Origin of the sequence: Streptomyces sp. NPDC006510 (genome assembly GCF_040611955.1) — a bacterium.
Lineage (GTDB): Bacteria > Actinomycetota > Actinomycetes > Streptomycetales > Streptomycetaceae > Streptomyces.
The window spans coordinates 94875-120421 of sequence record NZ_JBEXPH010000001.1 but is presented as its reverse complement, the minus strand read 5'-3'; the positions used below and the strand labels follow the sequence as shown (position 1 = coordinate 120421).

The following is a 25547-nucleotide window of genomic DNA, read 5'->3' as shown; positions in this document are numbered from 1 at the left end:
AGGGGGCGTGGGTGGCGGCGGCCCGTTCGTACGTCCACTGTCCACGGAGAGCGGCGTCGGCTCAGGGCGCGTGCAGTTCCTTCAGCGTCTGCCCGAGCCAGCTCAGCTCCGCCTCGCTGGTCGCGCGGGCGATCCTCAGCAGCCCCCGCCGGAACGGGTCGTCGAACGACTCGGCGCCGAGCGGCCGCTCCCCCTCGTAGAAGAAGCTGCTCGGCTCCTCCAGGAACGCAAGCCGGCGCCGCAGTACGTCGGCCTGCTCGGCCGGGGACGGCAGATGGCGCAGGAAGGCGAGGACGGTGAACCAGCGGTTCTCGTCGCTGATGTCCACCTCGTCGGCCTCCCGCAGCCGCCGCCGCAGCTCCTCGCGTCCCGGGCCGGTCAGGGTGAGGGTGTGGCGGGGGGCGGCCCTGCTGCCGGGTTCGGTGCGGCGCTCCAGCCATCCGGCGCGCTCCAGGCGCTTGATCGCCGGGTACAGCGTGCCGTCCGCGATGGGGCGGACGTGCCCGGTGAGGTGGGCGACCCGACGCTTCAGCTCGTAGCCGTGCAGCGGTTGCTCGTACAGAAATCCAAGGATGGCCAGTTCCAGCATGTGCGTATCCTCTCCGACGAGCCTTATACATCGGCATCTATGTATAGTCTCCCCGATGCTTGGCGATGACGAGGAGGAAGACATGCACAACGCCCGGGTGACCGCGGACGGCGCGCGCATCAGGTGGGTGGAGCTCCCCGGCCGGCCCGGCAGTACCCGCACCCGGGTCTATCTGCACGGGCTCGGGGCCTCGTCCGGCCCGTACTTCACCGCGAGCGCCGCCCATCCCCTGCTGGCCGGCAGCCGCTCGCTGCTCATGGACCTGCTGGGCTTCGGGATCAGCGACCGCCCCACGGATTTCGGCTACACACTGGAGGAGCACGCCGACGCGGTGGCGGCGGCGCTGGAGGCGGCCGGGGCGTACGACACGGACGTGATCGCGCACAGCATGGGCGGCGCGGTGGCCATCGTGCTCGCGGCGCGCCATCCGCGCCTGGTGGCCCGGCTGGTCCTGGTCGACGCCAATCTCGACCCGGTCGCCCCCGGCCCCGCCCGGCCTGGCAGCAGCGGCATCGCGGCGTACTCGGAGAAGGAGTTCCTGGCGCACGGCCGGGCCGAGGTGCGCGACCGGGTGGGGCCGCACTGGTGGGCGACGATGCGCCTGGCGGGCCACGAGGCGCTGCACCGCAGCGCGGTGCACCTCGCCGCCGGGACGACGCCGACGATGCGTGAACTGCTGCTGGACCTGAAGATCCCGCGCACCTTCCTGCGGCCGCTGGACGACGGGCCGCTGCCCGGTGAGGAGACGCTCGCCGAGCACGGGGTGCGGGTCGTGGCGGTCCCGGAGTGCGGGCACAACATCATGCTGGACAACCCGGAGGCGTTCGCCGAGGAGACCGCGCGGGCCCTCGCCGTCTGAGGAAGGGGCGCATGGGCTTCCTGCCGCCCGCCGAGGAGGGGCGTACGCCGCCGGCTGCGGCACGGACGCCGACGGAGGCCGGCCGGGTCACGCCCCGACGGCGGCCGCCACGGCGACGACGATGAACATCAGCACGAGCACGGCCGCCATGATGCGGTTTCTGGTCTTCGGATCCACCCTCCGAGCGTAACCGCCGACCTCAGTGCCCCAGCGACCAGGATGCGACCACCTCGTACCTGGGCCGCTCGCCCGGCACCCCCGCGACCGGCAGATTGCTGCGTACCAGGGCCAATTCGCCGACCTCCCACCCGGTGCCCTCGAAGCTTCCGAGCTCCTCGACCAGGGGGCGCAGGTCGACCTCGGCGCGGCGGCTGCGGGCGAGGGTGAGGTGCGGGTGGTAGGCGCGGTGCTCGTCCATCGGGATGCCGGTGCGGCGGGCGGCGGCGTCGGCGCGCTCGGCGAGGAGCCGCAGCGTGTCGAGCGCGCCCGCGGCCCCCGTCCAGAGCGCCCGCCCGCCGAACCGGCCCGCGCCGTGGATGCGCAGCCAGAAGGGGTCGGTGCGGTGGGCGGCCCGTGCGAGACGCTCCTTCAGTTCGGGCAGCAGTTCCTCGTCCACGGGCCCGAGGAAGGCGAGCGTGAAGTGCCAGCCGGGCAGCCCGGTCCAGCGAAGACCCTTGGCCTCGGGAAGCGCGTGCAGCGGGGCGACAGCGCGGCGCAGTTCCTCGACGGCGGGGGCGGGCGGCAGCACGGCAACGAAGAGTCTGAGACGGCTCATGGGCCGAGTGTCGCACCGTACAGGCGTGTCTCGGCCTCCGTACGTATCGTTGTACTACGCGGCTGCCCGCGCCCGCGCGGCACCGGGGAGGAGCGCCACGATGACCGGGCTACTCAACGGTTTCGCCTCCGATGTCGTCGCACTGACCGAAGGTGCCACCGAGGACGCCAACGGCCAGTGCCACTACCAAGACATCGAGTTCGTGGCCGAGGTGATCTCGAAGAGCACCGCCGCGAACGACTACGGATCGAGGAAGGCCACCTACGCCACCGCCGGTGTGCCCGTGTACCTCATCGTCGACCCGTACACCGGCACCTGGCACCTCCACACGCTCCCGAAGGAGGACGAGTACCGCAGCGTGCTGAGCCTCGACTTCGGCACCCCGGTCGACCTCACCTCGACCGTGGTGGGCCTCACCCTGGAGACCGGCGGCTTCCCCCGCGACTGACGCTTGCGGACACACGGCGGCCCCGACCGGTGCTCACCGGTCGGGGCCGTGCCATGTGTCTCGTCGGACGGCGCTCACGCCGCCGCGGCCAGCTCCTCCCGCGGGACGAACCGGACGTGCGGACGGCCGGGCCGCAGGTCGACGCGGAGGCGCAGGCCTCCGACGCGGGCCAGCATCAGGCCGACACCGAGCGCGGCCACCAGGGAGAACGCGCCGCCGACAGCCATGCCCGTACGGACCCCGTAGGCATCGCTGATCCAGCCGACGATCGGGGCGCCCACCGGCGTACCACCGGCGAAGACCATCATGTACAGGCTCATGACCCGGCCGCGCATGGCCGGGTCGGCGGCCATCTGGACGCTGGTGTTCGCGCTGATGTTGGTCGTCAGGCCGATCATGCCGATCGGGACCAGCAGGACCGCGAAGAGCCAGACGGACGGCGACAGGGACGCGATGATCTCCAGCACGCCGAACGCCGTGCCCGCGGCCACCAGCATCCGCAGCCGGGAGGAGCGGCGGCGGGCGGCGAGCAGGGCACCGGCGAGGGAGCCGGCCGCCATGAGGATGTTGAAGAACGAGTACATCCCGGCGCCGCCGTGGAAGATCTCGTCCGCGAAGGCCGTGAGCCAGATCGGGAAGTTGAACCCGAACGTGCCGACGAAGCCGACCAGGACGATCGGCCAGATCAGCTCGGGGCGGCCGGAGACATAACGCAGGCCCTCCCGCAGCTGTCCCTTGGCGCGCGGTACGACGGTGGTCCTGTGCAGCTCGCTCGTACGCATCATCAGCAGGCCCACGAGCGGGGCGGCGAAGGACAGGCCGTTGAACATGAAGGCCCAGCCGCTGCCGACCGTGGTGATCAGGACACCGGCGACGGCCGGGCCGATGAGCCGGGCGGACTGGAAGTTCGCCGAGTTGAGACTGACCGCGTTGCGCAGCTGGGCGGGTCCGACCATCTCGGACACGAACGACTGACGGGCCGGGTTGTCGACCACCGTCACCATGCCGAGCAGGAAGGCGATGAGGTAGACGTGCCACACCTGGACGACCCCGGAGAGCGTGAGCACCGCGAGGGCGATCCCGCACAGGCCGAGCGCCGCCTGGCTGAAGAGCAGGAGCTTCCGCTTCGGGAGGCGGTCCGCGATGACACCGCCGTAGAGGCCGAACAGAAGCATCGGAAGAAACTGGAGGGCCGTGGTGATGCCGACGGCGGTGGCGGACCCGGTGAGGCTCAGGACGAGCCAGTCCTGCGTGATGCGGGACATCCAGGTACCGGTGTTGGAGATCACGGCGCCCGTGGCGAACAGGCGGTAGTTACGGATCTTCAGCGACGAGAAGGTCCCGCCGGGCTTGCTCTCGTGGGTGGAAGTCGGTGCGGGGGCGGAGTCTGCTCCGGATCCCGTACTCAAAAGGGTTCGCCTCCTCGGGCGTATACATTTCGCTGACTGACGGGGTGCGGCGGTGCGGGCGGTGCGCCGGCTGCGCGCGGCCTGCCCCGCTACAGGTGGGCGAGCTTCTCCAGCACGGGCGCCGCCTTGCGCAGCGTCTCCCACTCGTCCTCGTCCAGGCCCTCGGCGAGGGCGGTCAGCCAGGCGTTCCGCTTGGAGCGGCTCTCTTCGAGCATGGCTTCCGCCTGCTCGGTCTGGCTGACCACCTTCTGGCGACGGTCATCGGGGTGCGGTTCCAGTCTGACCAGCCCCTTCGCTTCCAGCAGCGCGACGATGCGGGTCATCGACGGAGGCTGCACATGCTCCTTGCGGGCCAGTTCGCCCGGCGTGGCCGAGCCGCACCTGGCGAGCGTGCCGAGCACCGACATCTCGGTGGGGCTCAGCGACTCGTCGACGCGCTGGTGCTTGAGGCGTCGGCTGAGCAGCATCACGGCGGAGCGAAGGGAGCTCACGGCGGCCGCACTGTCGCCGTCGTGGATCAGGTCAGGCATGTTTATTAGCGTAACTCATTAGTCGCTCTAAAGACCATTCGTGTTACACGCGCGAGAGGCACTTCACCCAATCGGTCACCCGAACGAGTGAGTCGGATCCGGAAAGTGACGCGAAACGACCCAGTGGGCCGTAACCCTGCTTGCCATGGGATCGACTGTGCTCAGCCTGCGGATAGACGGTGAGCTGCTCGACCGGCTCCGGCAGCATGCCGCCAAACGCGGAATGAGCGTCCAGGACTATGTGGTCCGGACGCTCATTCGCGATGATTTCGACGAGCGCTTCAAGGCGGCCGTCGACGAGACGGAGAGGTTCTACGGCCCGGAAGGGACCGCGGGGATCAGGGCCGAAGAGGTCACGTGAGGCCCAGGGCCGGCATCGCGTAGTAGAAGACGAAGACCAGCGACACCACGTACATGGCCACCGGCACCTCGCGCCAGCGCCCGGCCGCCACCCGCAGCACGGAGAAGGCGATGAAGCCGATGCCGATGCCGTTGGTGATCGAGTACGTGAACGGCATCATCACCATGGCGAGGAAGGCCGGGATGGCGAGCGTGTAGTCGCTCCAGTCGATGTCCCGCACCGAGCCCGAGATGATCAGGAAGCCCACCGCCAGCAGCGCGGGGGTGGCCGCCTGCGAGGGGACCATGGTCGCCAGCGGCGTCAGGAACAGCGCCATCGTGAACAGCAGACCCGTCACGATGCTCGCGAAGCCGGTGCGGGCACCCTCGCCGACACCCGCCGTGGACTCCACGAAACAGGTGCCCGCGGAGGCGGAGCTCGCACCGCCCGCGGCGACCGCGATGCCGTCCACGAACAGCACCTTGTTGATGCCGGGGAAGTTGCCCTCCGGGTCGGTCAGCTTCGCCTCGTCGCCGACACCGAGGATGGTGCCCATCGCATCGAAGAAGCAGGACAGCAGCACGGTGAAGACGAACAGGATGCCGGTGAGCACGCCGACCTTGCTGAAGCCGCCGAACAGACTGACGTGCCCGATCAGCCCGAAGTCCGGGGTGGCGACCGGATTGCCCGGCCACTGCGGAACGGTCAGACCCCACGCCCCGGCCGGCAGATCGGCGACGGCATCGATGATCAGCGCGACGACCGTCATCGCGACGATGGAGATCAGGATCGCGCCCGGCACCTTGCGGACGATCAGCGCGAGGGTGAGCAGCGCACCGATGATGAAGACCAGGACCGGCCAGCCGTTGAGGTGGCCGTCGCCGCCGAGCTGGAGCGGCACGGTGGTGTGCGCGGCGTCCGGGACGCGGGAGACGAAGCCCGAGTCGACCAGGCCGATCAGCAGGATGAAGAGGCCGATGCCGATCGCGATGCCCTTGCGGAGCGATTTCGGCACGGCGTGCATCACGCGTTCCCGCAGCCCGGTCGCGACCAGCAGCATCACCACGATGCCCGCGAGGACGACCATGCCCATCGCGTCCGCCCAGCTCATCCGGGGGGCGAGCTGGAGGGCCACGACGGTGTTGACGCCGAGGCCGGCGGCCAGCGCGATCGGTACGTTGCCGATGACGCCCATCAGGAGCGTGGAGAACGCGGCGGTCAGCACGGTGGCGGTGACCAGCTGGCCGCCGTCGAGCTGATGCCCGTACATGTCCTTGGCGCTGCCGAGAATGATCGGGTTCAGCACGATGATGTACGCCATCGCGAAGAACGTGGCGAATCCGCCGCGGATCTCTCGTGCGACCGACGACCCCCGCTCGGAGATCTTGAAGAAACGATCCAGGCCGCCTCGCGGCTGAGGGGCCGCCGGCTGCTTGGCATCGACCGGAGCGGTGGCCGAGGGGGACATGTATGACCTCAGTCGTACGTAGAGGGGGAAGAAAGTGGTCAGCTTTGGACTTTTACACGAATAATTCGAGTCAGCCTCAAGCAGATTCAGTATGAATACATAAGGCAAAGATCGCTATCTCCGCGCGTAGACCCTTGGGCCGCCTGGGCCGAGCGCTCTTATGCATCCGGACTTCACGGGCTACGGGAGGGGGCCGTATGGGGCCCCATAGACTGAGGTCATGGCGAAGTGGACACCGAAGCACGAGGCACCCGAGCCCCTGGAGGGGCCCGTCGTCGCCACCATCACCGGCGGCACGATCCTCTGGTTCGTCCTCTTCCTGGTCCAGCTCCCGTTCTACGGCTGGTTCGACGACCACGGACATCTGTGGTGGCTGTGGACCTGTCTGGCCGGTGCGGGGCTCGGCCTGATCGGCATCTGGTACGTGCGGGGGCGCGACGCGGCGATCAAGCGGGCGGCGGCCGCGGCGTCGGCCGGCACCGGCACGTCCGGCGCCGGGACGGGCTCCGAGGGCGCGTCGGGCGCCACCGTCTGACGCCGGTCGACACGGCCCGGCCTCTCCGTAGAACACGGTCCGGCGCCAGGTGCTCGTACCACCACAGGACCATTCCCCTCCTCCCCCGGTCTGATCTTCGGACCGCCCAGTGGGTGATTCAGGCCGTCCGCCCGTACCGTCGAAACCATGACGCAGCGGGCATCCCATTCCTTCGGTGAGCAGACTCCCGAAGCAACCGGCTCCACCGACCACCCCGGTTCGGCCATGATCGACGCCGGGGCCGAGCTCGACCCGGTCCACCCGATGAGGCTGCCCGCCCCGGCCGTGAACCCACGCGGGCTGACCGCGGCCGAGGTGGCCGAGCGGATCGCCCGCGGCGAGGTCAACGACGTACCCGTCCGCTCGTCCCGCTCCGTCCGCGAGATCGTCCGCGCCAACGTCTTCACCCGGTTCAACCTGATCATCGGCGTGCTCTGGCTGATCATGCTGTTCGTCGCGCCGATCCAGGACAGCCTCTTCGGCTTCGTGATCATCGCCAACACCGGCATCGGCATCATCCAGGAGTGGCGGGCCAAGAAGACCCTGGACAGCCTCGCGGTCATCGGCGAGGCCAAACCCACGGTGCGGCGCGACGGGGTCGCGGCCGAGATCTCCACCTCCGAGATCGTCCTCGGCGATCTCGTCGAGCTGGGCCCCGGCGACAAGGCCGTCGTGGACGGCACGGTCGCCGAGGCCGACAGTCTGGAGATCGACGAGTCGCTGCTCACCGGCGAGGCCGACCCGGTGCTGAAGCAGCCCGGCGACCCGGTGATGTCCGGCAGCTTCGTCGTCGCGGGCGGCGGTGCCTTCACCGCCACCAGGGTCGGCCGCGAGGCCTACGCCGCCCAGCTCGCCGAGGAGGCGTCCCGCTTCACCCTCGTCCAGTCCGAGCTGCGCACCGGCATCTCCACGATCCTCAAGTACGTCACCTGGATGATGGTGCCGACCGCGATCGGCCTCGTCATCAGCCAGCTCGTCGTCAAGAACAACGACGTCAAGGAGTCGATCGCCCGGACCGTCGGCGGCATCGTCCCGATGATCCCCGAGGGCCTGGTGCTGCTCACCTCGGTCGCCTTCGCGATCGGCGTCGTACGGCTCGGCCGCAAGCAGTGCCTGGTGCAGGAGCTCCCCGCCATCGAGGGGCTCGCCCGCGTCGACGTCGTCTGCCTGGACAAGACCGGCACCCTCACCGAGGGCGGCATGGACGTCACCGAGGTGCGGACGCTGGGCGGTGCGGACGACACGTACATACGGAGCGTGCTGGGCGCCCTCGGCTCGTCCGACCCCCGGCCCAACGCCAGCCTCCAGGCCATCGTCGACGCCTACCCGGACGGCGAGCAGTGGCGGTGCACCCAGACGCTGCCGTTCTCCTCGGCCCGCAAGTACAGCGGCGCCGCGTTCGACGAGGGCGGCGGCCGGGAGTCGTCCTGGCTGCTCGGCGCCCCCGATGTGCTGCTGCCCGAGCAGGACCCGGCGCTCACCGAGATCGAGCAGCTCAACGAGCAGGGTCTGCGGGTACTGCTGCTGGCCCGCGCGCAGGGTGCGCTCGACGGGCCGGGCATCGCGGCCGGGGCCGTACCGAGCGCGCTGGTCGTGCTGGAGCAGCGGCTGCGGCCCGACGCCGGGGAGACCCTGTCCTACTTCGCCGACCAGCGGGTCGCCACGAAGGTGATCTCCGGTGACAACGCGGTCTCGGTCGGCGCGGTCGCCGGAAAGCTGGGCCTGCCGGGCGCCGAGCACACCCTGGACGCGCGCCGGCTGCCCACCGACCCGGACGAGATGGCCACGGCCATGGAGGAGAACGCGGTCTTCGGCCGGGTCACCCCGCAGCAGAAGCGGGACATGGTCGCCGCCCTCCAGTCCCGCGGCCACACCGTCGCCATGACCGGCGACGGCGTCAACGACGTACTGGCGCTGAAGGACGCCGACATCGGCGTCTCCATGGGTTCGGGTTCCGAGGCGACCCGGGCCGTCGCCCAGATCGTGCTGCTGAACAACAGCTTCGCGACGCTGCCGTCCGTCGTCGCCGAGGGCCGCCGGGTGATCGGCAACATCACCCGGGTCGCCACCCTGTTCCTGACCAAGACCGTCTACTCGGTGCTGCTGGCGGTCCTGGTGGTCTGCACGCAGGTCGACTACCCGTTCCTGCCGCGCCATCTGACCCTGCTGTCGACGCTGACGATCGGCGTCCCGGCGTTCTTCCTGGCCCTCGCCCCCAACAAGGAACGCGCCCATCCGCACTTCGTGCGCCGTGTCATGCGGTATGCGATCCCGTCCGGCGTCATCGCGGCCGTCGCCACCTTCGCGACGTATCTGATCGCCCGGCACTACTACACCGGCCCCGGTGCGCTGGACGCGGAGACCAGCGCGGCCACGCTCACGCTGTTCCTGGTCTCGATGTGGGTGCTGGCGATCATCGCCCGCCCGTACACCTGGTGGCGGATCGGCCTGGTGGCGGCGATGGGGCTGGCGTTCCTGATCGTGCTGGTGGTGCCGTGGCTCCAGGAGTTCTTCGCGCTGAAGCTGGTGGGAACGACGATGCCGTGGGCCGCGGTGGGGATCGCGGTGGTGGCGGCGGCCGGCCTGGAGTACGCCTGGCGGCTGGTCGGCCGACGCTTCCCGTCGTAGTGCGCCGTCCCCGCCCCGCCGTCACTTCACGTCGACGAAGTCGCCGGCGGTGGTGACGGCCGGGGTGGTGGACGTACCGGCGAAGCTGTAGCGCCAGTAGCCGTCGACCGAGGCCTTGACCGTGGTCTTCAGGTTCCCGGTGCTGTTCGTCTTGATCGTCTTGACCGTGGTGTACGTCGAGCTGGTCTTCTTGCGGAACTGGAGCTTCACGGACTGCGTCGCGTAACCGTGGTACGCGTGGTCCTCCCAGTTCGCCCGCGACAGCTTCCCGGTGACCGTGATGGTCCCGCCCTTCTTCACGGGCTCCGGCGAGGCGTTGACCGTCAGCTTCGAGTAGCGCTGGACCTTCGCCGTGGCGGCGAAGTCGGAGTAGTAGCTGGAGCCGTCCTTGGCCTCCGCGCCCGCGAGGACGTGCCAGGAGCCCGCCAGCGCGTTCTTCGGCAGGTCGACCCTGGGGTCGATGGTGATGGTGAGGGAGCAGGTGCTGGTGGTCGCGTTCGCGGCCTTGCAGGTCGCCTCGTCCTCGTTGGGCAGCAGGGCGCCGTCCATGCCCTCGTCCTGGTCCTTGCCGTGCCACAGGATCAGCCAGCCGGTTTCGATGCCGGAGGCGTGCGAGGCGGTGACCGAGACGGTGATGGTCCTCGGCGCCGTCGTCCCCAGGACGATGCCCTTGCCACCGTTGACGGTGATCTTGGAGAGGACGGGATCGGCCGTGGTCGCGTGCGCCGCCGGAACGGCGAGGGCGGACAGGACCAGGGCGCCGGAGGCTGCGGCGACAGTGGCACGTATGCGCATGGGTTTCTCCGTGGAGAAAGGCCTTGGGGGCCGGGTGGGATGCACGGGACGGATGCGTGAGCAGCGGGACCCCTCGTGGAGGGATCCCGCTGCTCACGGGTGGCCACGGGTGTGGCCGGGTGGATCTGCTTCAGGTCGGCGGACTAGCGCACGTCGACGAAGTCGCCGGCGGTGGTGACGGCCGGGGTGGTGGACGTACCGGCGAAGCTGTAGCGCCAGTAGCCGTCGACCGAGGCCTTGACCGTGGTCTTCAGCGTGCCGGTGCTGCTCGTCTTGATCGTCTTGATCGTGGTGTACGTCGAGCTGGTCTTCTTGCGGAACTGGAGCTTCACGGACTGCGTCGCGTAACCGTGGTACGCGTGGTCCTCCCAGTTCGCCCGCGACAGCTTCCCGGTGACCGTGATGGTCCCGCCCTTCTTGACCGGCTCCGGGGCGGCGTTGACCGTCAGCTTCGACAGCCGCTGCACCCGGGCGGTGCTGTAGAAGTCGGTGTAGGCGATGTCGGTCTGGTTGCCGGCGAGCGCGCCCGCGGAGACGTGCCAGGTGCCGGCCAGGGAGTTCTTGTACAGGTCGTAGCGCGGGTCGATCGTGAACGTCAGCTTGCAGGTGGAGGTCGTCGCGTTGACCTTGGTGCAGGTCGAGACGTCCTCGTTCGGCAGGATGGCGCCGTCGATGGTGTCCGGCGACGTCGGGTTCGTGCCGTGCCAGAGGTCGGCGTAGGCGTCGATGACACCGGTCGCGTGCGACGCGGTGACGGAGATGGAGATCGTCTTCTCGGCGGTGGTGCCCAGGACGATGTCCTTGCCGCCGTTGACGACGACCTTGGAGATGACCGGTTCCGTGGCGTCGGCGGTGGCGGCCGCGGCGGCCTTCGCCGAGCCCGCCGCAGCGGTGCCGAAGACCTCGGCACCCGACGTCGGCTTGTGCAGGTTCGGGACGGAGTGGTCGCCCGCCTGGGCGGCCGGGACAGCCAGAGCAGACAGGGCCAGGGCGCCGGAAACGGCAGCAACAGTGGCACGAATACGCATGTGTTTCCCCAGTGGAGAAAGAGCCCCGCGGGCACGTGATGCGCCTCGCGCGGGACTGGTTCGGACTGTGAGTCTGCTGACTCGAAAGACCAGACCCGCGACACATGTGAAGGGTTGTACACCGAGTTGAACTTCTTGCGAAGATCCCTCCACCGGTGTCCCGACCGCCCCTGACCGCCTGTGACCGCCCGTCAGTCGAACCAGCGGTCCCGGGCCAGCTCCTCCGTACGGGACGGGTCCTCCAGAAGTGCCGCGACCTCGAAGCGGCGCGGCCACTGCCCCGCCGCCCAGGCCAGCCCCGCCGCGACACCCTCCAGCGTGGCGGCGTGGACCGTGCCGTCGGGGGTGCGGCGCCAGTCCAGTTCGACGCCGCCCGCGCGCAGTTCGCCGTGTTCGACGTACGAGTGCGGGGTACCGGCGCCGAGCAGGACCCGTACCGCATCCGGCACCTGATGCTGCTCGCCCTCCGTCGACACCTGCGCATCGACGCTCTCGCCGAGCCGGCGCACCTGGAACAGCTCGGCCAGTTCGGCCGCGCGCGTCGGGGCGACCGGGAGCAGCGGGAGCCCTTCGGTGAGCGGCAGCAGATCGGGGGCGTCCGCGATCACGGCGTCCGCCGCGTCGACGACCCGCACCTCGCCGTCGACCACGGCCCGCAGCTCGTCCGGCAGCGTGACCTGTTCCGGGTCGAGGTCGGCCAGGGCGGTGTACAGGGAGTGCAGCTGTACGGGGCCGACCGGTCGGCCCTCGTCCGCGAGCCGGCCGAGGAGTTCGGCGGCGCCGCCCGGCTCGTCGAGCAGCGCGGCCACGGAGGTCCGTACGCCGAGGGCGCGCAGCACCTGCGCGTCGTCGAAGCCGGTCGCGTCGGCGGAGTCGTACAGCCCGGCCAGCCGGGGGTCGCCGCCCGCGGCCCGCAGCCCGGCGGGCCGACGGCCGTCGAGCACCGGGTGGTCGCGCAGCCACCAGGCCGTGTACGAGCGGACGGACTGCGTGGTGCCGTCCGGCAGCAGCACCCGCACCGGCTGGGTCAGCGCGTCGCGCAGCGGCGGTCGGGCGAGCATGGCGAGCGCCTGCGGCCAGGCGTCGTCGTCGACCAGGTCGAGGTCGCGGACGGCGACGATCTCGGTGGCGACCGGCGGTACGGGTGTGTCGGGCAGCTGGTCGAGGATGTCCTCGCACCACACGTCCACGGCGTCCAGCAGACCGGCGTCGTCGGGCTCGGCGAAGTCGCCCTCGCGCGGCTCCAGTTCGTCCGGGTCCAGCACGACATCGGTGGTCCGTACGAGTGCGAAGGTGGCCAGTACGCCGCAGGCGGTGAGCGGCTGCTCGCCCCAGCGGTCGGCCAGCTCCTGGTCGCAGAGGGCCAGTTCGCCTTCTCGCATGACGGCCGCGAACGGGCTCCCGGGCAGGACGAGTTCACCGGCGGGGGCCGGTTCGCCGTCCTCGTCGGGGAGGGCGAGCGCGCCGAGCCAGGGCTCGTCACCCGGTGCCAGTTCGGCGTCCCGTACGAGGGTGAGGACGGTCTCGGCGAGCTCGTCGCCGTCCAGCGCGTCCTCGTCCCAGATCTCGCCCGCGTCGAGCGACCCGGCGACGGCGGCCCGCACCTGCGGGGTCGTCAGCACGGCGCGCGGGGTGGCGGGCAGGGCGCCCAGCTTCTCCAGCAGCGGATGGGCGGCGTCCGGGTGGGCGACCTTCAGCCCGAGCCGGGCGAGGCGTTCCAGCACCGGTCCGGCAGCCGCGTCGGGGAGCGGGAGGAGGACCTGGCGGGGTCCGATGGTGGTGCGGGGCATGGCCGGGGCACCGGAGTCCGCGGCCTCCGGTGTCCCGGCCAGCGGTACGGGCAGGCCGGAGAGGCGGTCCGGGTCGATGCCGGACAGGCTGTCGTACAGCCGCCGCCACCAGCCGGGGTCGCGCTCCAGGCCGGCGAGCCGGTCGATCGCCTCGGTCAGCGGGACCCGGGCGATCCGGAGCGTACGCAGCTCGCTGCGGCGTTCCAGTCCGGCGGGCAGCAGACACGGCAGGACCTCGGCGAGCACCCGTACCGTCTCGGCGCCGACCCCTTCCAGCACCTCGGCCTCGATGGGCCGCAGCGCCGTGGTGGCCGTCCCGGGGAAGCCGTCCGGCCGCACGTCCCAGGTGTCCCACCGGTCCGCCTCGGCGGTGGTGTCGCGCGGGGCGGCGGGCGCCAGGAACGCGACGCGCGGCAGCCGCTCCAGGATCGCGCCGCGCAGTGCGCCGTCCAGTTCGCCCTTGCCTAGCGGCCCCGGTACGAGGTCGATGGTGTCGACGGACACCGGCTGCCAGCCGGCCAGCAGTTCGGCGTACGCGTCGGCGGCGCGCTGCACCAGGAAGTCGGTGAGCGGTCCCGGCGCGAAGTGGCGGCGGGCGGTGTCGAGCGGCAGCGACGCGATGAGCAGCGCGGGGATGCCGAGGGGTTCGTCGGTGGGGGTCGGCGCGTGGACGACGGGGAGGGTACGGGGGCGTGCCGGGGCGCCCTCCGTGTCCACCGGCACCGCCCAGGTGACCGACCAGTGCGGGCGCAGCCGTTCCTCGCGGGGGCGGTCGGCGAGCAGGGCGGGCTCGACGGGGCCTTGGTGGGTGACGGTGCGCCAGCGGTTCGTACCGTGCGCGGAGTCCTCGACGTGGATGTACGGGCCGTGCTCGGAGCGGCGCAGCGTCCGTACGGTGTCCGGGGTCTCGATCACGATCTCGTCGAGGCCGCGCAGGGTGAGCAGCAGCGCGTCGTCGACCGCGTCGAGCAGCCGGACCACGAGGTCCTCGGCACCGCCGTCGCGCAGCGGGAGGACGACGACGGTGTCGTACCCGTCGGGTGCGGTGCCCTCGGCGGGCAGCGGGAGCCGGAGCAGGGGTACGTGGCCGTCGCGGCGGCGCAGCTCGTCGCCGAGGCCGGGGCTGGCGACGGCCGCCCGTGCGGCGAGGTCGCGGGCCTCGGCGAGGGACCAGCGGACCCCGCCGTGCCGGCCGACGACGGCGGGCTCGTCACTCACCGCGAGCACGGCGGCGAAGCCGACGCCGAACCTGCCGACGGCCCCTTCGTGCCCCTCGCGCTTGGCGGAGGCGCGCAGGGTGGAGAGCGACTCCACGCCGGTGGCGTCGAGGGGTGCGCCGGTGTTGGCGGCGGCGAGGACGGCGGGGGTGTCCGGAGTCGCCTGGTGCAGGGTGAGGCGGAGCCGGCCGGGAACCCGGGCGCGGGCGGCGGCGTCGGCGGCGTTCTGGGCCAGCTCGACGACCAGGCGGTCGCGGTAGCCGCCGAGCGCGAGGTCCTCCTCGGCGTTGGCGTCCTCTCGGAATCTGGCGGGGCCGGCGCCCCAGGCGTCGAGCACACCGCGCCGCAGCCGTGCGGTCCCGAACGGATCGGCCCCCTCGGTCGCATTCATGCTCACGCTCTGACTCCGCTCTTTCCGGTTACACACTGCCCGTGCCGCCAAGTGTGCGCCCGAAGGTACCGGGTCCTCGCACCGGACGGGGGCCGCCGGACAGCGCTTCGGCCGGTTCGAGCCCGTGGGCGCCGCGCTTGGCGCCGCGCCTTGGGTCCGCGCTTGGGTCCGCGCTTGGGTCCGCCGCTGGGCAGGAGGTTGCCGCACTGCCCTCCGCGGCAAGGATTCCGTCCTCAAGCGCCGGACGGGCCGGGGTCGCCGGGCAAGGGGGAAATCCCAGGCCGCGGGGAAATTCCCCGGACGAGCGGCAAAATCAAGCCTGTCCGGCGATCGAGGACAAAGCGGTTCGCCGGGGCGCCCGGCATCCCGCTCAAGCCCGCCGGCGATTGAGGACGGACCCGGTCCGCCGGAGCAAGCCGCACCCCGCACGCCGCGGGAAGCCACACCCCCCGGCCACCGCCTAGGAGTGGCCGAGGTCCTCCGTGGGCCCGTCCGCCTCCGCCGGCACGGAGCCGGAATCCCGGGCCGGCCGCAACGGATACTCGTCCGCCTGCATCGTGTCCAGCGCATGCGGCACCGGCTTCGGCGGCTTCGGCATCACCGCCGCCTCCGAATGCCCACCGCACCCGTACGACAGCGACACGACGCGCCCGTCCGCCGGACCGAACTCGTTGGCGCACACCCCGAACGCCTGCCTCAGCGAGCCCGCCAGCGGCACCAGGAAGGCACAGGTGACGCACGAGGCCGGGGCCGCCTGGGCCATCGGCGTCTTCGCGCCGAACGTCTCGTCCCACCGGTCGGCCGCCGCATGCAGCCCGTACCGGGACAGCACCCGCGCCCGCCGCATGCCGAGCTCGTCCGCGACCGCCGCGATCGAGCCCCGGCTCGTCGTCGCGGGGCGCGTCGTCAGCTCCGCGTCCTCCGCGTCGACGAGGTCGGCCATCTCCTGGGACATCTCGGAGACCGCGGAGTTCGGCGGCGGCTCGTCCTCGCCGGTGTAGCCGGGCTCCAGGCGGATGTCGTCCGCCTCGGTCGGCAGCAGATCGCCGGGCCCCATGTCACCGGGGCGCAGCCGCTCGCTCCACGGCACCCACTCCGGGGCGAGCAGCGCGTCGCCGCCGGGCAGCAGCACCGTCTCGTCGAGGGTGACGTACTTCGCGCGGGAGGCGCGGGCGACGGTCACCGCCCAGCGCCAGCCCCGGTAGCCGGGCTCCTTGCACTCGAAGAAGTGCGTGACGACCCGGTCCCCCTCGGAGACCACGGCCACATGCTCACCGACGACCCCCGGCGCGGCTGCCTCCTCGGCCGCCGCGCGGGCAAGGTCTACCGCCTCGGCGCACAGACGGTCGGGGACAGGGGTACGGGCCGTACGGCTTCGCGTCGTCGCAGCACTCACAGGTCTCGCTTCTCTCCTACGCCAGTCTCACGAGCGCGCCAGCACATCCATCGGTTTCGGCCATGACGGATGCGGGCGGAGCGGACCTGGGGGCCGCGTCGACGTCCACACCCGTTGCTGCCTGCCTCGGGCACACCTTCTGCAATCCATTCTGCGGGATCGCCGAGAGGCGCGCGGCCGAGAACAACCGCCGGTGGCGCGCTACGCACGCTACCCTCTCCGCCGCCCCCCGCCCACCTGCCCGTCCCAAACAAGGCCGTATCCGGTGTCGTGTCCCGTGGGAAACCCCGGAGAATCCCCTGGGAAACCGCTGCGAATCCCTTACGAATCCTCTGCGGAGACCGCCCCGGGCCGCTCACGAAGGGCCACGGCCCCGGGCCGGGCCGGCCCCGTCCGGCCTGGGCGGATCACTGGCCCGACAGGGCGGAGTGCACCGCGTCCCGCACCGATGCCGGTTCGCCACCACCGTGGCTGGGGCACTATGACGAAGTGACTTCCGCCAGGTCGCACAAAGAACCCGGCCCGCTCCGCAGGACGGGCCGGGCGATCGGTCGTGCCCTTCACAAGCCGTTCACCGGCACCGTCAAGGGCATCCGGAAGGCGACGCACGCGCATGGCGCCGGGGAGTCCGGGCTCGGCAAACTGATCGAACTGCACGCCGTGAACGGCGCGGGCGATGTGATGATCACGGTCGCGCTCGCCTCGACGGTGTTCTTCTCCGTACCGACGGACGAGGCCCGCGGCCGCGTCGCCCTCTACCTCGCCGTCACCATGGCGCCCTTCACGCTCCTCGCCCCCGTGATCGGCCCGCTCCTGGACCGCCTGCCGCACGGGCGGCGCGCCGCGATGGCCGGTGCCATGCTGGCCCGAGCGGTGCTCGCGCTCACCATGTCGGGGGCGGTCGCCACCGGCGGCCTGGAGCTGTATCCGGCCGCGCTGGGCGTCCTGGTCTGCTCGAAGGCGTACGGAGTCGTGCGCAGCGCGGTGGTGCCGCGGCTGCTGCCACCCCGCTTCTCCCTGGTGAAGGCGAACTCCCGGGTCACGCTGGCCGGGCTCCTGGCAACGGGTATCGCCGCCCCGATCGGGGCGGGGCTGCAGACCTTCGGGCCCGGCTGGCCGCTGTACGGCGCGTGCGTGATCTTTCTCGGCGGGACCGTGCTCGCCTTCACGTTGCCGCACAAGGTCGACTCCGCGAAGGGCGAGCGGAAAGCCCGGCTGGTGCCGCCGCACGGCGTGGCGGTGTCCCGGACCGAGTCGGGGCGGGACGGCGGCAAGCGGTCCTGGCGGGCGCGGCGCAAGGAGCGGAACGGCGAGAAGCGGCCCGGACTGCGGTCCGTGGGACCGTCCGTACTGAACGGGCTCCAGGCCAACACCGCGCACCGCGCGCTCTCCGGCTTCCTGATCTTCTTCCTGGCGTTCCTGCTGCGCGAGCAGCCGCTCTCCGGGCAGAGCGCCGCCGTCTCGCTCGGCATCGCCGGCGTCGCGGCCGGCGTGGGCAACGCGCTCGGCACGGCGGTCGGCTCCTGGCTTCGGGCCCGCGGCCCCGAGGTGATCGTCGCGTCGGTGCTGGCCCTGGCCCTGGGGGTCGCCGTGCTCGCCGCGCTCTTCTTCAGCACGGTCATGGTCGCCGCGCTCAGCGCCACGGCGGGCTTCACCCAGGCCCTGTCGAAGCTCTCGCTGGACGCGATGATCCAGCGCGACGTACCCGAGGAGGTACGCACCTCCGCGTTCGCCCGGTCCGAGACCGTGCTCCAGATGTCCTGGGTGGTCGGCGGCGGCATCGGCATCGCCCTCCCCCTCAACGGCGTACTGGGCATGTCGGTCGCCGCGGGCATCCTCGCCCTGGGTGCCGCAACGTCCGTACGGGGTCTGCTGGGCGCCGCGCGGCGCGGCTCGCCGCACCCCCGCGTGGCGTGAAGCTGAGCGACCGATAGCCTTCGGCCCATGACCGTTGCGTTCTTCTCCGGTAAGGGCCGCCGAATCGGCGTCGCTCTTGGTGCCGTGTCCGCGGGACTCCTTGTCCTCTCCGCCTGCGACAAGCCGACGCCGCTCGCGACCGTAACGGTCGGCGGCAACTCGGTGAGCTCCGAGGCGACCTGCTACAACGACGGCAAGCCCCTCAAGAAGTCCGAGTACCAGAGCTGCCTCAACAAGAAGGCGGAGAAGTCCGTCGAGGTCGCGATGGACGACAAGGTCCGCTTCGGCGTCGACCCCGAGGTCGCGGACAACGGCTGGACCCTGTTCATCAACGGCCAGCAGGCCGAGCAGGAGCCGTACAAGAAGACCTACCGGTCCATCCCGGGCAGCGCCTTCTTCTCCAGCCAGACCGGCGAGACCACGAACAAGACGCAGATCAGCATCGTGGAGACGAAGGGCAAGCAGCTCACGGGCATCTGGCACTTCGAGCTGAAGAAGTCCTCCTGACCCCCTCCTGACCTCGGAGGACTCCCCCGTGCGTGTGCTCGTCGTGACCGCTGTCCCAGCAGAACGGGACGCGGTCACGCGTGCGTTCGGAGACGTTTCCGGGCTGCCCGTGCACAGCGTGCCGGGCGGCGCCGAGATCCACCGCGCGGGGCCCTTCGACGTCCTCGCGGGTGGCGTCGGACCGGCCGCCGCGGCCGCCGGAACGGCTTTCGGCCTCGCCTCCGGACCGTACGGCCTCGTCGTCTCGGCCGGCATCGGCGGCGGATTCGCACCTGCCGCCCCGGTCGGCTCGCTCGTCGTCGCGAGCGGCATCGTCGCCGCCGATCTGGGCGCCGAGACGCCCGAGGGCTTCGTGCCCGTCACCGGCCTGGGCTTCGGCCGCGACCGGTTCACGCCACCGCCCGCGCGGGTACGTGACGTGGCCGCCGCCACCGGCGCGCTCACCGGCGACGTCCTCACCGTCTCCACCGTGACCGGCACCGCCGACCGCGCCGCCGCCCTGCTCACCGCGCACCCGTCGGCCGCCGCCGAGGCCATGGAGGGCTTCGGGGTCGCGGAGGCCGCCGACCGCGTCGGCGTGCCCGTCCTGGAGATCAGGGCGGTCTCGAACGCCGTCGGCCCGCGCGACCGGGACGCCTGGCGTATCGGCGACGCGCTGGCCGCGCTCACCGGGGCGTTCGGGAAGCTCGTACCCGTACTGGAAGGTTGGACCCACCATGACCGACACGACTTCTGACCCGTCGAACCCGCTGCGGATCGCTTTCTCGCCGTGCCCGAACGACACCTTCGTCTTCGACGCCTGGGCGCACGGAAGGGTCCCCGGCGCGCCCGCCCTCGATATCACCTTCGCGGACATCGACATCACCAACGGAATGGCCGAGCGCGGCGAACTCGACGTCCTCAAGGTCTCGTACGCGGTGCTGCCCTGGGTGCTCGACGAGTACGCGCTGCTGCCGTGCGGCGGGGCACTCGGCCGGGGCTGCGGCCCGCTCGTCCTCACGAGGGAGGGCGCGGACACGGACCTGACGGGAAAGACCGTCGCCGTACCGAGCGAGCGCTCCACCGCCTATCTGCTGTTCCGCCTCTGGGCGGCCGAGGTGGTGCCGGGCGGTGTCGGCGAGATCGTCGTGATGCCGTTCGACGAGATCATGCCCGCCGTGCGCGACGGCAAGGTGAACGCCGGTCTCGTCATCCACGAGGCCCGTTTCACGTACCAGAACTACGGGCTGCACAACCTCGCCGACATGGGCAGGCACTGGGAGGAGACGACCGGGCTGCCGATCCCGCTGGGCGCGATCATCGCCAAGCGGTCACTGGGCGCGGACACGCTGAAGCTGCTCGCCGACTCGGTGCGCACCTCGGTACGGATGGCCTGGGACGACCCGGAGACGTCCCGGCCGTACGTGCTGGAGCACGCCCAGGAGATGGACCCGGCCGTGGCGGACCAGCACATCGGGCTGTACGTCAACGAGTTCACCGCCGACCTCGGCGAGGACGGCTACGCGGCGATCCGCGGACTGCTGACCCGCGCGGCGGCCGAGGGACTGGTACCGCCCCTCGGCCCCGACGCGTTGTCTTTCGTCTGAGCCACGCGTTCGCCCGAGCTGCGCCCGGGATCAGACGTCGAGCGGGATCAGACGTCCAGCTGGTCGGCGACCGCGCGCAGCAGGCCGCCGATCTGCTTGCCGGCCGCCTTGTCGGGGTACCGGCCGCGCTCCAGCATCGGCGTGATGTTCTCCAGCAGGGTGGTCAGGTCCTGCACGATGGACGCGAGCTCGTCCGGCTTGCGGCGCTGCGCGGCCGCGACGGAGGGGGTCGGGTCCAGGATCGCCACCGAGAGCGCCTGATCCCCACGCTGACCCGCGACGACCCCGAATTCGACGCGCTGGCCCGGCTTGAGGGCATCGACGCCGTCGGGGAGCACGGAGGAGTGCACGAAGACGTCGCCGCCGTCGTCGCGGGAGAGGAAGCCGAAGCCCTTCTCGCTGTTGAACCACTTGACCTTGCCAGTCGGCAAAGCACGCACCCCATCTCAACCCGTATGCCGGAACAAAGCCTCAGCAGGTCAGGCTATCCAGTGGTGGTGCTCCCCTGCTGGCAGCAGCCTCCCCAGGGGGGGTACCCCTCGTCAAGCCTGATCATCCGGACGCTGTCCGGAAACGACGCTTGTTGCGCACACCGGTCACCGCCGGGTTGACCGCAGGGTCGGCCGCGGGGTTGACCGCCGCTGCCGGGAACTACCCTGGCCGGGTGAGTACTACACCTTCTGGCGCAGGTGACCGGCTGGTCCGGATCGGCGCGATCGTCTTCTTCATCGGCGCCCTGTCCACCATGGCCACCATGGCCCCCCTCTTCCTCGGCACCCATCCGCTCCCGTCCATCGCCTGGTCGCTGTGCATGCTGATGGGCGTCGGCTTCCTGATCGCGGCGGCAGGCGTGATCCGGTCGGTGCGAGCGGGGTCGGCGAAGCGGTAGGACCGGGGCGCCGGAACCGATCCGCGCGGTCTCCTGCGACAGCCTTCACCACCCTGAGCCGGCGGACCTCACGCGTGCCGGAAGCCTGGAGATCAATCTGTCCGTGCCCGGCGCCTTCCAGCACTTGCCGCGAGTACCGCTCGCATCGCCGTGGGGGCCCAGTAGGACAGAGCCAGACCTATAGCGCCCCTATCTTCGCTGTCGACGAGCAACAGCGACGAGAGGACCGCGATGCCCGAGCAGACCAACACCACGCCTGAGGGCTACACCACCGTTGCGCCCTGGGTCGTCACCGACGACACGGGAGCGTTCCTCGACTTCGTCAGCCAGGCGTTCGGCGGTGAGGAGCTCGCGCGGGTGTCGACCGAGGACGGCTCGATCGGGCACGGTGAGATCCGGGTCGGCGACACCGTCGTGCTGGCCTTCGACCGTCACGCGGCCTGGCCCACCATGCCGAGCCTGTTGCGCCTGTTCGTCGCCGACGCGGACGAGGCGTTCTCCCGGGCCGTTGCAGTCGGCGGCCAGGTCGTCACTTCTCTGGTGGACGACGCCTTCGGCCAGCGTGGAGGGCGGATCAAGGACCCGTTCGGCAACATCTGGTGGGTGGTCAGCCGCGTCGAGGACGTCTCCGAGGAGGAGATGTGGAAGCGGCTGCAGGCTCCCGTGTACGCCGAGGCCATGCGCGTGGCTCAGGAGACCCTCGACGCCGAACTGAGCGGCCGACGCCACGGACGCAGCAGCGCACCCATCAGGGCCACCGACTGACCAGCATGCGTCCGGCCGCCACCTGCAGGGCGGGCGTCGCAGGTCCTGGCTTCGTGATCATGTCACCGGTCTGCGACAGCGTCGTCCTGGAACGAAGACTCCGGGATCCCTCCGGCGCACAGCCCCCTCATAGTGATCAAGCGAGCACCGGGAAGCCGATGCCGCTCCGGCCTCAACCACTGATCACCAAGGGGATTTCATGTTCGGCAACCGTCGCAGGGCCCTCCTCGTCTCCGCAGCGCTCGTGGGCGGCGCCATGCTGATGACGGCGTGCCAGGACACGGACGCGGCCACGGACAACGGTGCCGCGCAGAGTTCTTCGTCCGCCACCCCGGGCACCTCGTCCGGCTCGTCGGCCGCGAGCAGCGATCGGGGCACGGACAAGGGTGCCGACCAGCGCTCCGACACAGCCGGCAAGGGAACCAAGGACGGGGCAGGCTCCGGCGCCGACACCGGCAACGGCAGGCGGGAGCAGGTCGGTCAGGTCTGCGGCGCCAACGACATCTCCTGGAGCACCAAGTCCGAGACCCAGGCCGGCGGGTACATCCTGATCACCGCGAAGGCGAAGTCGGGCATCACCTGCGTCCTGCCTGCCGCGCTCCCGACCGTGGCCTTCGGTTCCGACGGCACCGAGGCGGGCCCCGCGGAGCAGGCCGTCGGCGAGCAGATCACGCTGAGCGGGAACACCACCGCCTACGCCGGGGTGAACCCGAAGACCACCAACGCGGACGGCGGCAAGGAACTGGACAGCATCATCGTCGCCATCGGTGACGACGACTCCAACCCGGTCTCCCTGCCGGTCGACACCATCACCGTCGACAGCCCGATCGTCACCAACTGGCACACCTCCCCGGCGGACGCCGTCCCCTTCGACTGAGCCCACCCGCAACACCGCGGCGCTCGCACAGCGTTTCCCGCGGTTCACCACACTCTCCCTTCCCGGCCGCAAACGCAGCCATCCACCCCACCGCGCCACCCGGCCACCGCCACCCCGAACGGCACTGGGAAGTGAGAGTCCATCTCACCACCTCTATTCCGGCAATCCACCCCACCCATCGCGCCCCCACGGCAACACTGCGTACTCAACCCAACGCGCTATTGGCTTGAAGTGCGTTGCCATTGCTATTGCCCCCTTGATACAGATGAAGATCTTGTCGCCAGTGGCATGCGTGCTGCCACGCGCAGGCGACGAGACGTACCGGCCGGGGACGCAGGGGGATGGGGAACGGCATGACGGGGTGGGACATCGAGCCGAGCGGGGTGGAGTCCGTTCTGTCGTTGGTGGGGCTGGCCGCCGATGACCTGAGCAAGGGCGTCAGGGGCTATGGCGAGAGCGTGGAGGATGCCGCGCTGCACGCGGGGACGATCAGCGGGCCGTACTGCGGCGAGGCACCGGCGGGGCCGGTGGGCGCTGCGGTGGCGAACTTCATCTCGGACACCCAGCAGCAGATCAGGTTCATGGCCGCCCGCACCAAGAAGTCGATGGACGGCACGGTCAAGGCCACCACCGAGTACATCGAGGGTGACCTGGCCATGGCCGCCCGGGCCCAGCGCGACGCGGCGAAGGCCCCGACGCCCGCCGAGATCAGGGCGGTCGGGCAGAAGTCCGGCCACCGGGGCGGGGAGTAGCCGCCGTGATCGAACCAGGTGGGATACCTCAATACACCGGTGACTTCGGCCAGTTGGAGAAGGCCGCGTCCAGTCTCCGTACGCATGCCACGGGCATCCGGACCGGCGGGAAGGACGTCCACTCCCGCTTCCAGGCGACGGCCGCGTACTACAAGGCACCCGAGGCCGAGAAGCTGTTCTCCTCGACCCAGCCGGTCATGGACACGGCCGACGAATTCGCGGGGAACATCGAGTCGCTCGCCGATGCCCTGGACACGTTCGTCTTCGAGGCCAAGCCGCACGCCGACCGTCTCAAGCAGCTGAAGCTGGACGCCATCGACTTCGTCGACAGCGCCCGGGGCGACGACGACTGGACCAAGGACGAGAAGAAGACCGACGCGCACCAGGCGTTGATGGACGGTGTGGCAGCCGCGTGCGCGGGCTTCCAGGAAGCCGAACGCAACGCGGCCAACAAGATCAACGCGATCAGCCCGGGGGCATGCCGCCCCGCGTGGATCATCGACGACGGCACCCACGGGCTCGGCATGTACGGCCAGAACGCCGACGCGCTCAAGGGCATGAAGGACCTGCCGTGGGGCAGCCCCGAGGGACGTACCTACGAGCGCTGGAGCCTGGAGTGGTGGGGGCACGGGGCCAAGAGCTGGGCCTGGGACGGCATCGCCAAGGACAGCATCTGGGGCGGCATCGACGGCCTGGGCACCCTGATCGGTTTCCATGGCGGCGAGGCCCGCGACCAGGCGTGGGACGGTCTGCGGCGCACCGCCGTCGGCGGCTACGCCTACGGCATGGACCTGTTCGGCCAGGACGAGCACCTGTCCGACTGGCAGCGTGACAGCAAGGCGTACGCGAAGGAGTTCGGCAAGCAGTTCATCGCGTACGACATGGCGAACGAGGACCCCGCTCGCGCCCACGCCGTGGTCTCCTTCAACATCCTCACCCTCGCCACCGGCCCCTTTGCCGCTGCCGCGAAGCTCGGCAAGGGCGGCACGATCGCGAAGGCCGCCGGCACCATGGCGAAGATCGGCGACGCCCTCGACCCGCTCTCCGGCACGTTCAAGGCCGCCAAGGCCCTCTCGGACCTGCCCAAGGTCTCCCAGGTCCTGGCCAACGTCAGCGACCACCTCCAGATCCCGAAGACCAGGTTCCCCGACGGCACCTTCGACCTCAGCGACCGTTTCCGGGTCGACAAGGACGGCAACTTCATCCCGCTCAACCGGGACGGCACACCCAACCTGGACCCGGCCAGGCACGAACCCTCCGCCGCCGAACGGGGCGCCGGCCAACCGCACGGCGATCGCGAACCGGTCGGCGTCGCAGGACGCGCGCCGGGAGCGACCGCCCACGCAGGCGACGGCCTGCCGCCGCGCGGCGGCCATGACACGGGTCACGGGGGCGGTTCATCACATACAGCAGGCACTGCAGACGGGGCAGTACCTGGCCACGGAATCGCTGATGGCGACCACGGGGCAGATTCCAGGCGTGACACCATTGATCGCGACAACGGCGCGGGGCCTGGCGATAGCGACGGGCCTACCGGGCGTTCCGGTGTGGGTCACCCGGGTGCACCCACTCGCGATCTCAAGGAGTTCACCGACCAGCTCCTGGCTGGGCAGCACCCCCTGTCGGCGGTACCTCCCTCAGCACGAGGCAAGGTAGTGGAAGAGTTGTCGCGACGCTACGGAGTGCCGAAGGAGGCCATGAACCATGTTCTCTTCGGCGAGGTGAAGGACTTCAAACCACAGGGCTGGCACGCATTCGACGAAGGAATGCCCGACCGAAAAATTATCCCTGATACGATCCGAAAGAATCCCGACAACACCATCAATGCTCAAATAGTAATGCGTGCCGATAACGGGGACTGGTTGCAAAAAGTGAGCACTCAGCACACTTTCTTTCCAGAGCATTGGACGGTGAAAGACATCGCCAAGGTGGCCCGGAATCTGGAAGAGGCACCTTTGAGGAAGGGTAAAGCGAAGATCACGTACGACGGAGTGCGAGTTGTCGGGTTGTTCAACAAGGGCAGCATGACTACGTTCTTCCCCGGCGGGTGAGGTAA

At 70.6% G+C, this 25547-nt stretch carries 23 protein-coding genes and 1 pseudogene; 14 read left to right on the top strand and 10 right to left on the bottom strand.

All coding sequences use genetic code 11. The annotated features are described in order from the left end of the window. Nucleotides 1-61: 61 nt before the first annotated feature. Entirely contained in the window at nucleotides 62-589 is a 528-nt protein-coding gene (locus tag ABZY11_RS00605) for a PadR family transcriptional regulator (RefSeq protein ID WP_356476989.1), read from the bottom strand. A gap of 82 nt (nucleotides 590-671) precedes the next feature. On the opposite strand from ABZY11_RS00605, the gene ABZY11_RS00600 reads away from it, so the two are divergent. After that, complete coding sequence (locus tag ABZY11_RS00600; RefSeq protein ID WP_356477075.1) at nucleotides 672-1448, top strand: alpha/beta hydrolase; 777 nt, start codon at nucleotides 672-674, stop codon at nucleotides 1446-1448. 199 nt (nucleotides 1449-1647) lie between these two features. Here the strand turns inward: ABZY11_RS00600 and thpR are convergent, their stop codons facing one another. Continuing rightward, nucleotides 1648-2223, bottom strand: a complete 576-nt coding sequence (thpR, locus tag ABZY11_RS00595) for an RNA 2',3'-cyclic phosphodiesterase (protein WP_356476988.1) — start codon at nucleotides 2221-2223, stop codon at nucleotides 1648-1650. Nucleotides 2224-2329: 106 nt separating this feature from the next. Here thpR and ABZY11_RS00590 point away from each other — a divergent pair. Continuing rightward, a pseudogene (locus ABZY11_RS00590) lies at nucleotides 2330-2671 on the top strand (Uma2 family endonuclease); the annotation flags it as partial. Nucleotides 2672-2745: 74 nt separating this feature from the next. Here ABZY11_RS00590 and ABZY11_RS00585 read toward each other — a convergent pair. Next, a complete protein-coding gene (locus ABZY11_RS00585) occupies nucleotides 2746-4080 on the bottom strand; it encodes an MFS transporter (RefSeq protein WP_356476987.1) in 1335 nt (444 codons plus the stop codon). A gap of 89 nt (nucleotides 4081-4169) precedes the next feature. Continuing rightward, a complete protein-coding gene (locus tag ABZY11_RS00580; RefSeq protein ID WP_072485764.1) occupies nucleotides 4170-4610 on the bottom strand; it encodes a MarR family transcriptional regulator in 441 nt (146 codons plus the stop codon). A 145-nt stretch (nucleotides 4611-4755) separates the two neighbouring features. Here ABZY11_RS00580 and ABZY11_RS00575 point away from each other — a divergent pair, with 145 nt between their 5' ends. After that, nucleotides 4756-4971, top strand: a complete 216-nt coding sequence (locus tag ABZY11_RS00575; protein ID WP_072485765.1) for a ribbon-helix-helix protein, CopG family — start codon at nucleotides 4756-4758, stop codon at nucleotides 4969-4971. On the opposite strand, the gene ABZY11_RS00570 is transcribed toward ABZY11_RS00575, so the two are convergent. Further along, a complete protein-coding gene (locus ABZY11_RS00570; protein ID WP_356476986.1) occupies nucleotides 4964-6418 on the bottom strand; it encodes an NCS2 family permease in 1455 nt (484 codons plus the stop codon). The two genes, ABZY11_RS00575 and ABZY11_RS00570, sit on opposite strands and share 8 nt — an antisense overlap. A 220-nt stretch (nucleotides 6419-6638) precedes the next feature. Here ABZY11_RS00570 and ABZY11_RS00565 point away from each other — a divergent pair, with 220 nt between their 5' ends. Then, the gene (locus ABZY11_RS00565) at nucleotides 6639-6953 is read left to right on the top strand and encodes a DUF2530 domain-containing protein (RefSeq protein ID WP_356476985.1); all 315 of its coding nucleotides are present in this window, start codon (nucleotides 6639-6641) and stop codon (nucleotides 6951-6953) included. 147 nt (nucleotides 6954-7100) lie between these two features. Next, on the top strand, nucleotides 7101-9581 hold the full coding sequence (locus ABZY11_RS00560; protein ID WP_356476984.1) for an HAD-IC family P-type ATPase: 2481 nt from the start codon (nucleotides 7101-7103) through the stop codon (nucleotides 9579-9581). A gap of 21 nt (nucleotides 9582-9602) precedes the next feature. On the opposite strand, the gene ABZY11_RS00555 is transcribed toward ABZY11_RS00560, so the two are convergent. The 4 genes from ABZY11_RS00555 to ABZY11_RS00540 all read right to left on the bottom strand — a co-directional run bounded on the left by ABZY11_RS00555 (nucleotide 9603) and on the right by ABZY11_RS00540 (nucleotide 16198). Then, the gene (locus ABZY11_RS00555; protein ID WP_356476983.1) at nucleotides 9603-10376 is read right to left on the bottom strand and encodes a DUF5707 domain-containing protein; all 774 of its coding nucleotides are present in this window, start codon (nucleotides 10374-10376) and stop codon (nucleotides 9603-9605) included. A gap of 143 nt (nucleotides 10377-10519) precedes the next feature. Next, nucleotides 10520-11404, bottom strand: coding sequence for a calcium-binding protein (locus ABZY11_RS00550; RefSeq protein ID WP_356476982.1), 885 nt, complete (start codon nucleotides 11402-11404; stop codon nucleotides 10520-10522). A gap of 191 nt (nucleotides 11405-11595) precedes the next feature. Continuing rightward, nucleotides 11596-14802, bottom strand: coding sequence for a molecular chaperone Hsp90 (locus tag ABZY11_RS00545; protein WP_356477074.1), 3207 nt, complete (start codon nucleotides 14800-14802; stop codon nucleotides 11596-11598). Between the two features lie 460 nt (nucleotides 14803-15262). Then, complete coding sequence (locus tag ABZY11_RS00540; RefSeq protein WP_356476981.1) at nucleotides 15263-16198, bottom strand: DUF3027 domain-containing protein; 936 nt, start codon at nucleotides 16196-16198, stop codon at nucleotides 15263-15265. A gap of 489 nt (nucleotides 16199-16687) precedes the next feature. On the opposite strand from ABZY11_RS00540, the gene ABZY11_RS00535 reads away from it, so the two are divergent. From ABZY11_RS00535 to ABZY11_RS00520, 4 genes are read left to right on the top strand one after another with little or no spacing between them, the layout of a single operon-like run. Further along, a complete protein-coding gene (locus tag ABZY11_RS00535) occupies nucleotides 16688-18115 on the top strand; it encodes an MFS transporter (protein ID WP_356476980.1) in 1428 nt (475 codons plus the stop codon). Nucleotides 18116-18142: 27 nt separating this feature from the next. Next, entirely contained in the window at nucleotides 18143-18622 is a 480-nt protein-coding gene (locus tag ABZY11_RS00530) for a DUF2771 domain-containing protein (RefSeq protein WP_356476979.1), read from the top strand. A 28-nt stretch (nucleotides 18623-18650) separates the two neighbouring features. Continuing rightward, a complete protein-coding gene (locus ABZY11_RS00525; protein WP_356476978.1) occupies nucleotides 18651-19358 on the top strand; it encodes a futalosine hydrolase in 708 nt (235 codons plus the stop codon). Further along, complete coding sequence (locus ABZY11_RS00520) at nucleotides 19339-20208, top strand: 1,4-dihydroxy-6-naphthoate synthase (protein ID WP_356476977.1); 870 nt, start codon at nucleotides 19339-19341, stop codon at nucleotides 20206-20208. Before ABZY11_RS00525 ends, ABZY11_RS00520 begins: the two co-directional genes overlap by 20 nt. Before the next feature lie 47 nt (nucleotides 20209-20255). Here ABZY11_RS00520 and ABZY11_RS00515 read toward each other — a convergent pair whose 3' ends face one another. Next, the gene (locus ABZY11_RS00515; RefSeq protein WP_037692759.1) at nucleotides 20256-20639 is read right to left on the bottom strand and encodes a cold-shock protein; all 384 of its coding nucleotides are present in this window, start codon (nucleotides 20637-20639) and stop codon (nucleotides 20256-20258) included. A gap of 233 nt (nucleotides 20640-20872) precedes the next feature. Between ABZY11_RS00515 and ABZY11_RS00510 the strand changes: the two genes are divergently transcribed. The 5 genes from ABZY11_RS00510 to ABZY11_RS00490 all read left to right on the top strand — a co-directional run bounded on the left by ABZY11_RS00510 (nucleotide 20873) and on the right by ABZY11_RS00490 (nucleotide 25542). Next, nucleotides 20873-21097, top strand: coding sequence for a hypothetical protein (locus tag ABZY11_RS00510; RefSeq protein WP_356476976.1), 225 nt, complete (start codon nucleotides 20873-20875; stop codon nucleotides 21095-21097). A 231-nt stretch (nucleotides 21098-21328) separates the two neighbouring features. Continuing rightward, nucleotides 21329-21862, top strand: coding sequence for a VOC family protein (locus tag ABZY11_RS00505; RefSeq protein ID WP_356476975.1), 534 nt, complete (start codon nucleotides 21329-21331; stop codon nucleotides 21860-21862). A 199-nt stretch (nucleotides 21863-22061) separates the two neighbouring features. Next, on the top strand, nucleotides 22062-22739 hold the full coding sequence (locus tag ABZY11_RS00500) for a DUF4232 domain-containing protein (RefSeq protein ID WP_356476974.1): 678 nt from the start codon (nucleotides 22062-22064) through the stop codon (nucleotides 22737-22739). 353 nt (nucleotides 22740-23092) lie between these two features. Then, on the top strand, nucleotides 23093-23491 hold the full coding sequence (locus tag ABZY11_RS00495) for a DUF6507 family protein (RefSeq protein ID WP_356476973.1): 399 nt from the start codon (nucleotides 23093-23095) through the stop codon (nucleotides 23489-23491). A gap of 197 nt (nucleotides 23492-23688) precedes the next feature. Continuing rightward, the gene (locus tag ABZY11_RS00490) at nucleotides 23689-25542 is read left to right on the top strand and encodes an EndoU domain-containing protein (RefSeq protein WP_356476972.1); all 1854 of its coding nucleotides are present in this window, start codon (nucleotides 23689-23691) and stop codon (nucleotides 25540-25542) included. Nucleotides 25543-25547 lie beyond the last annotated feature (5 nt).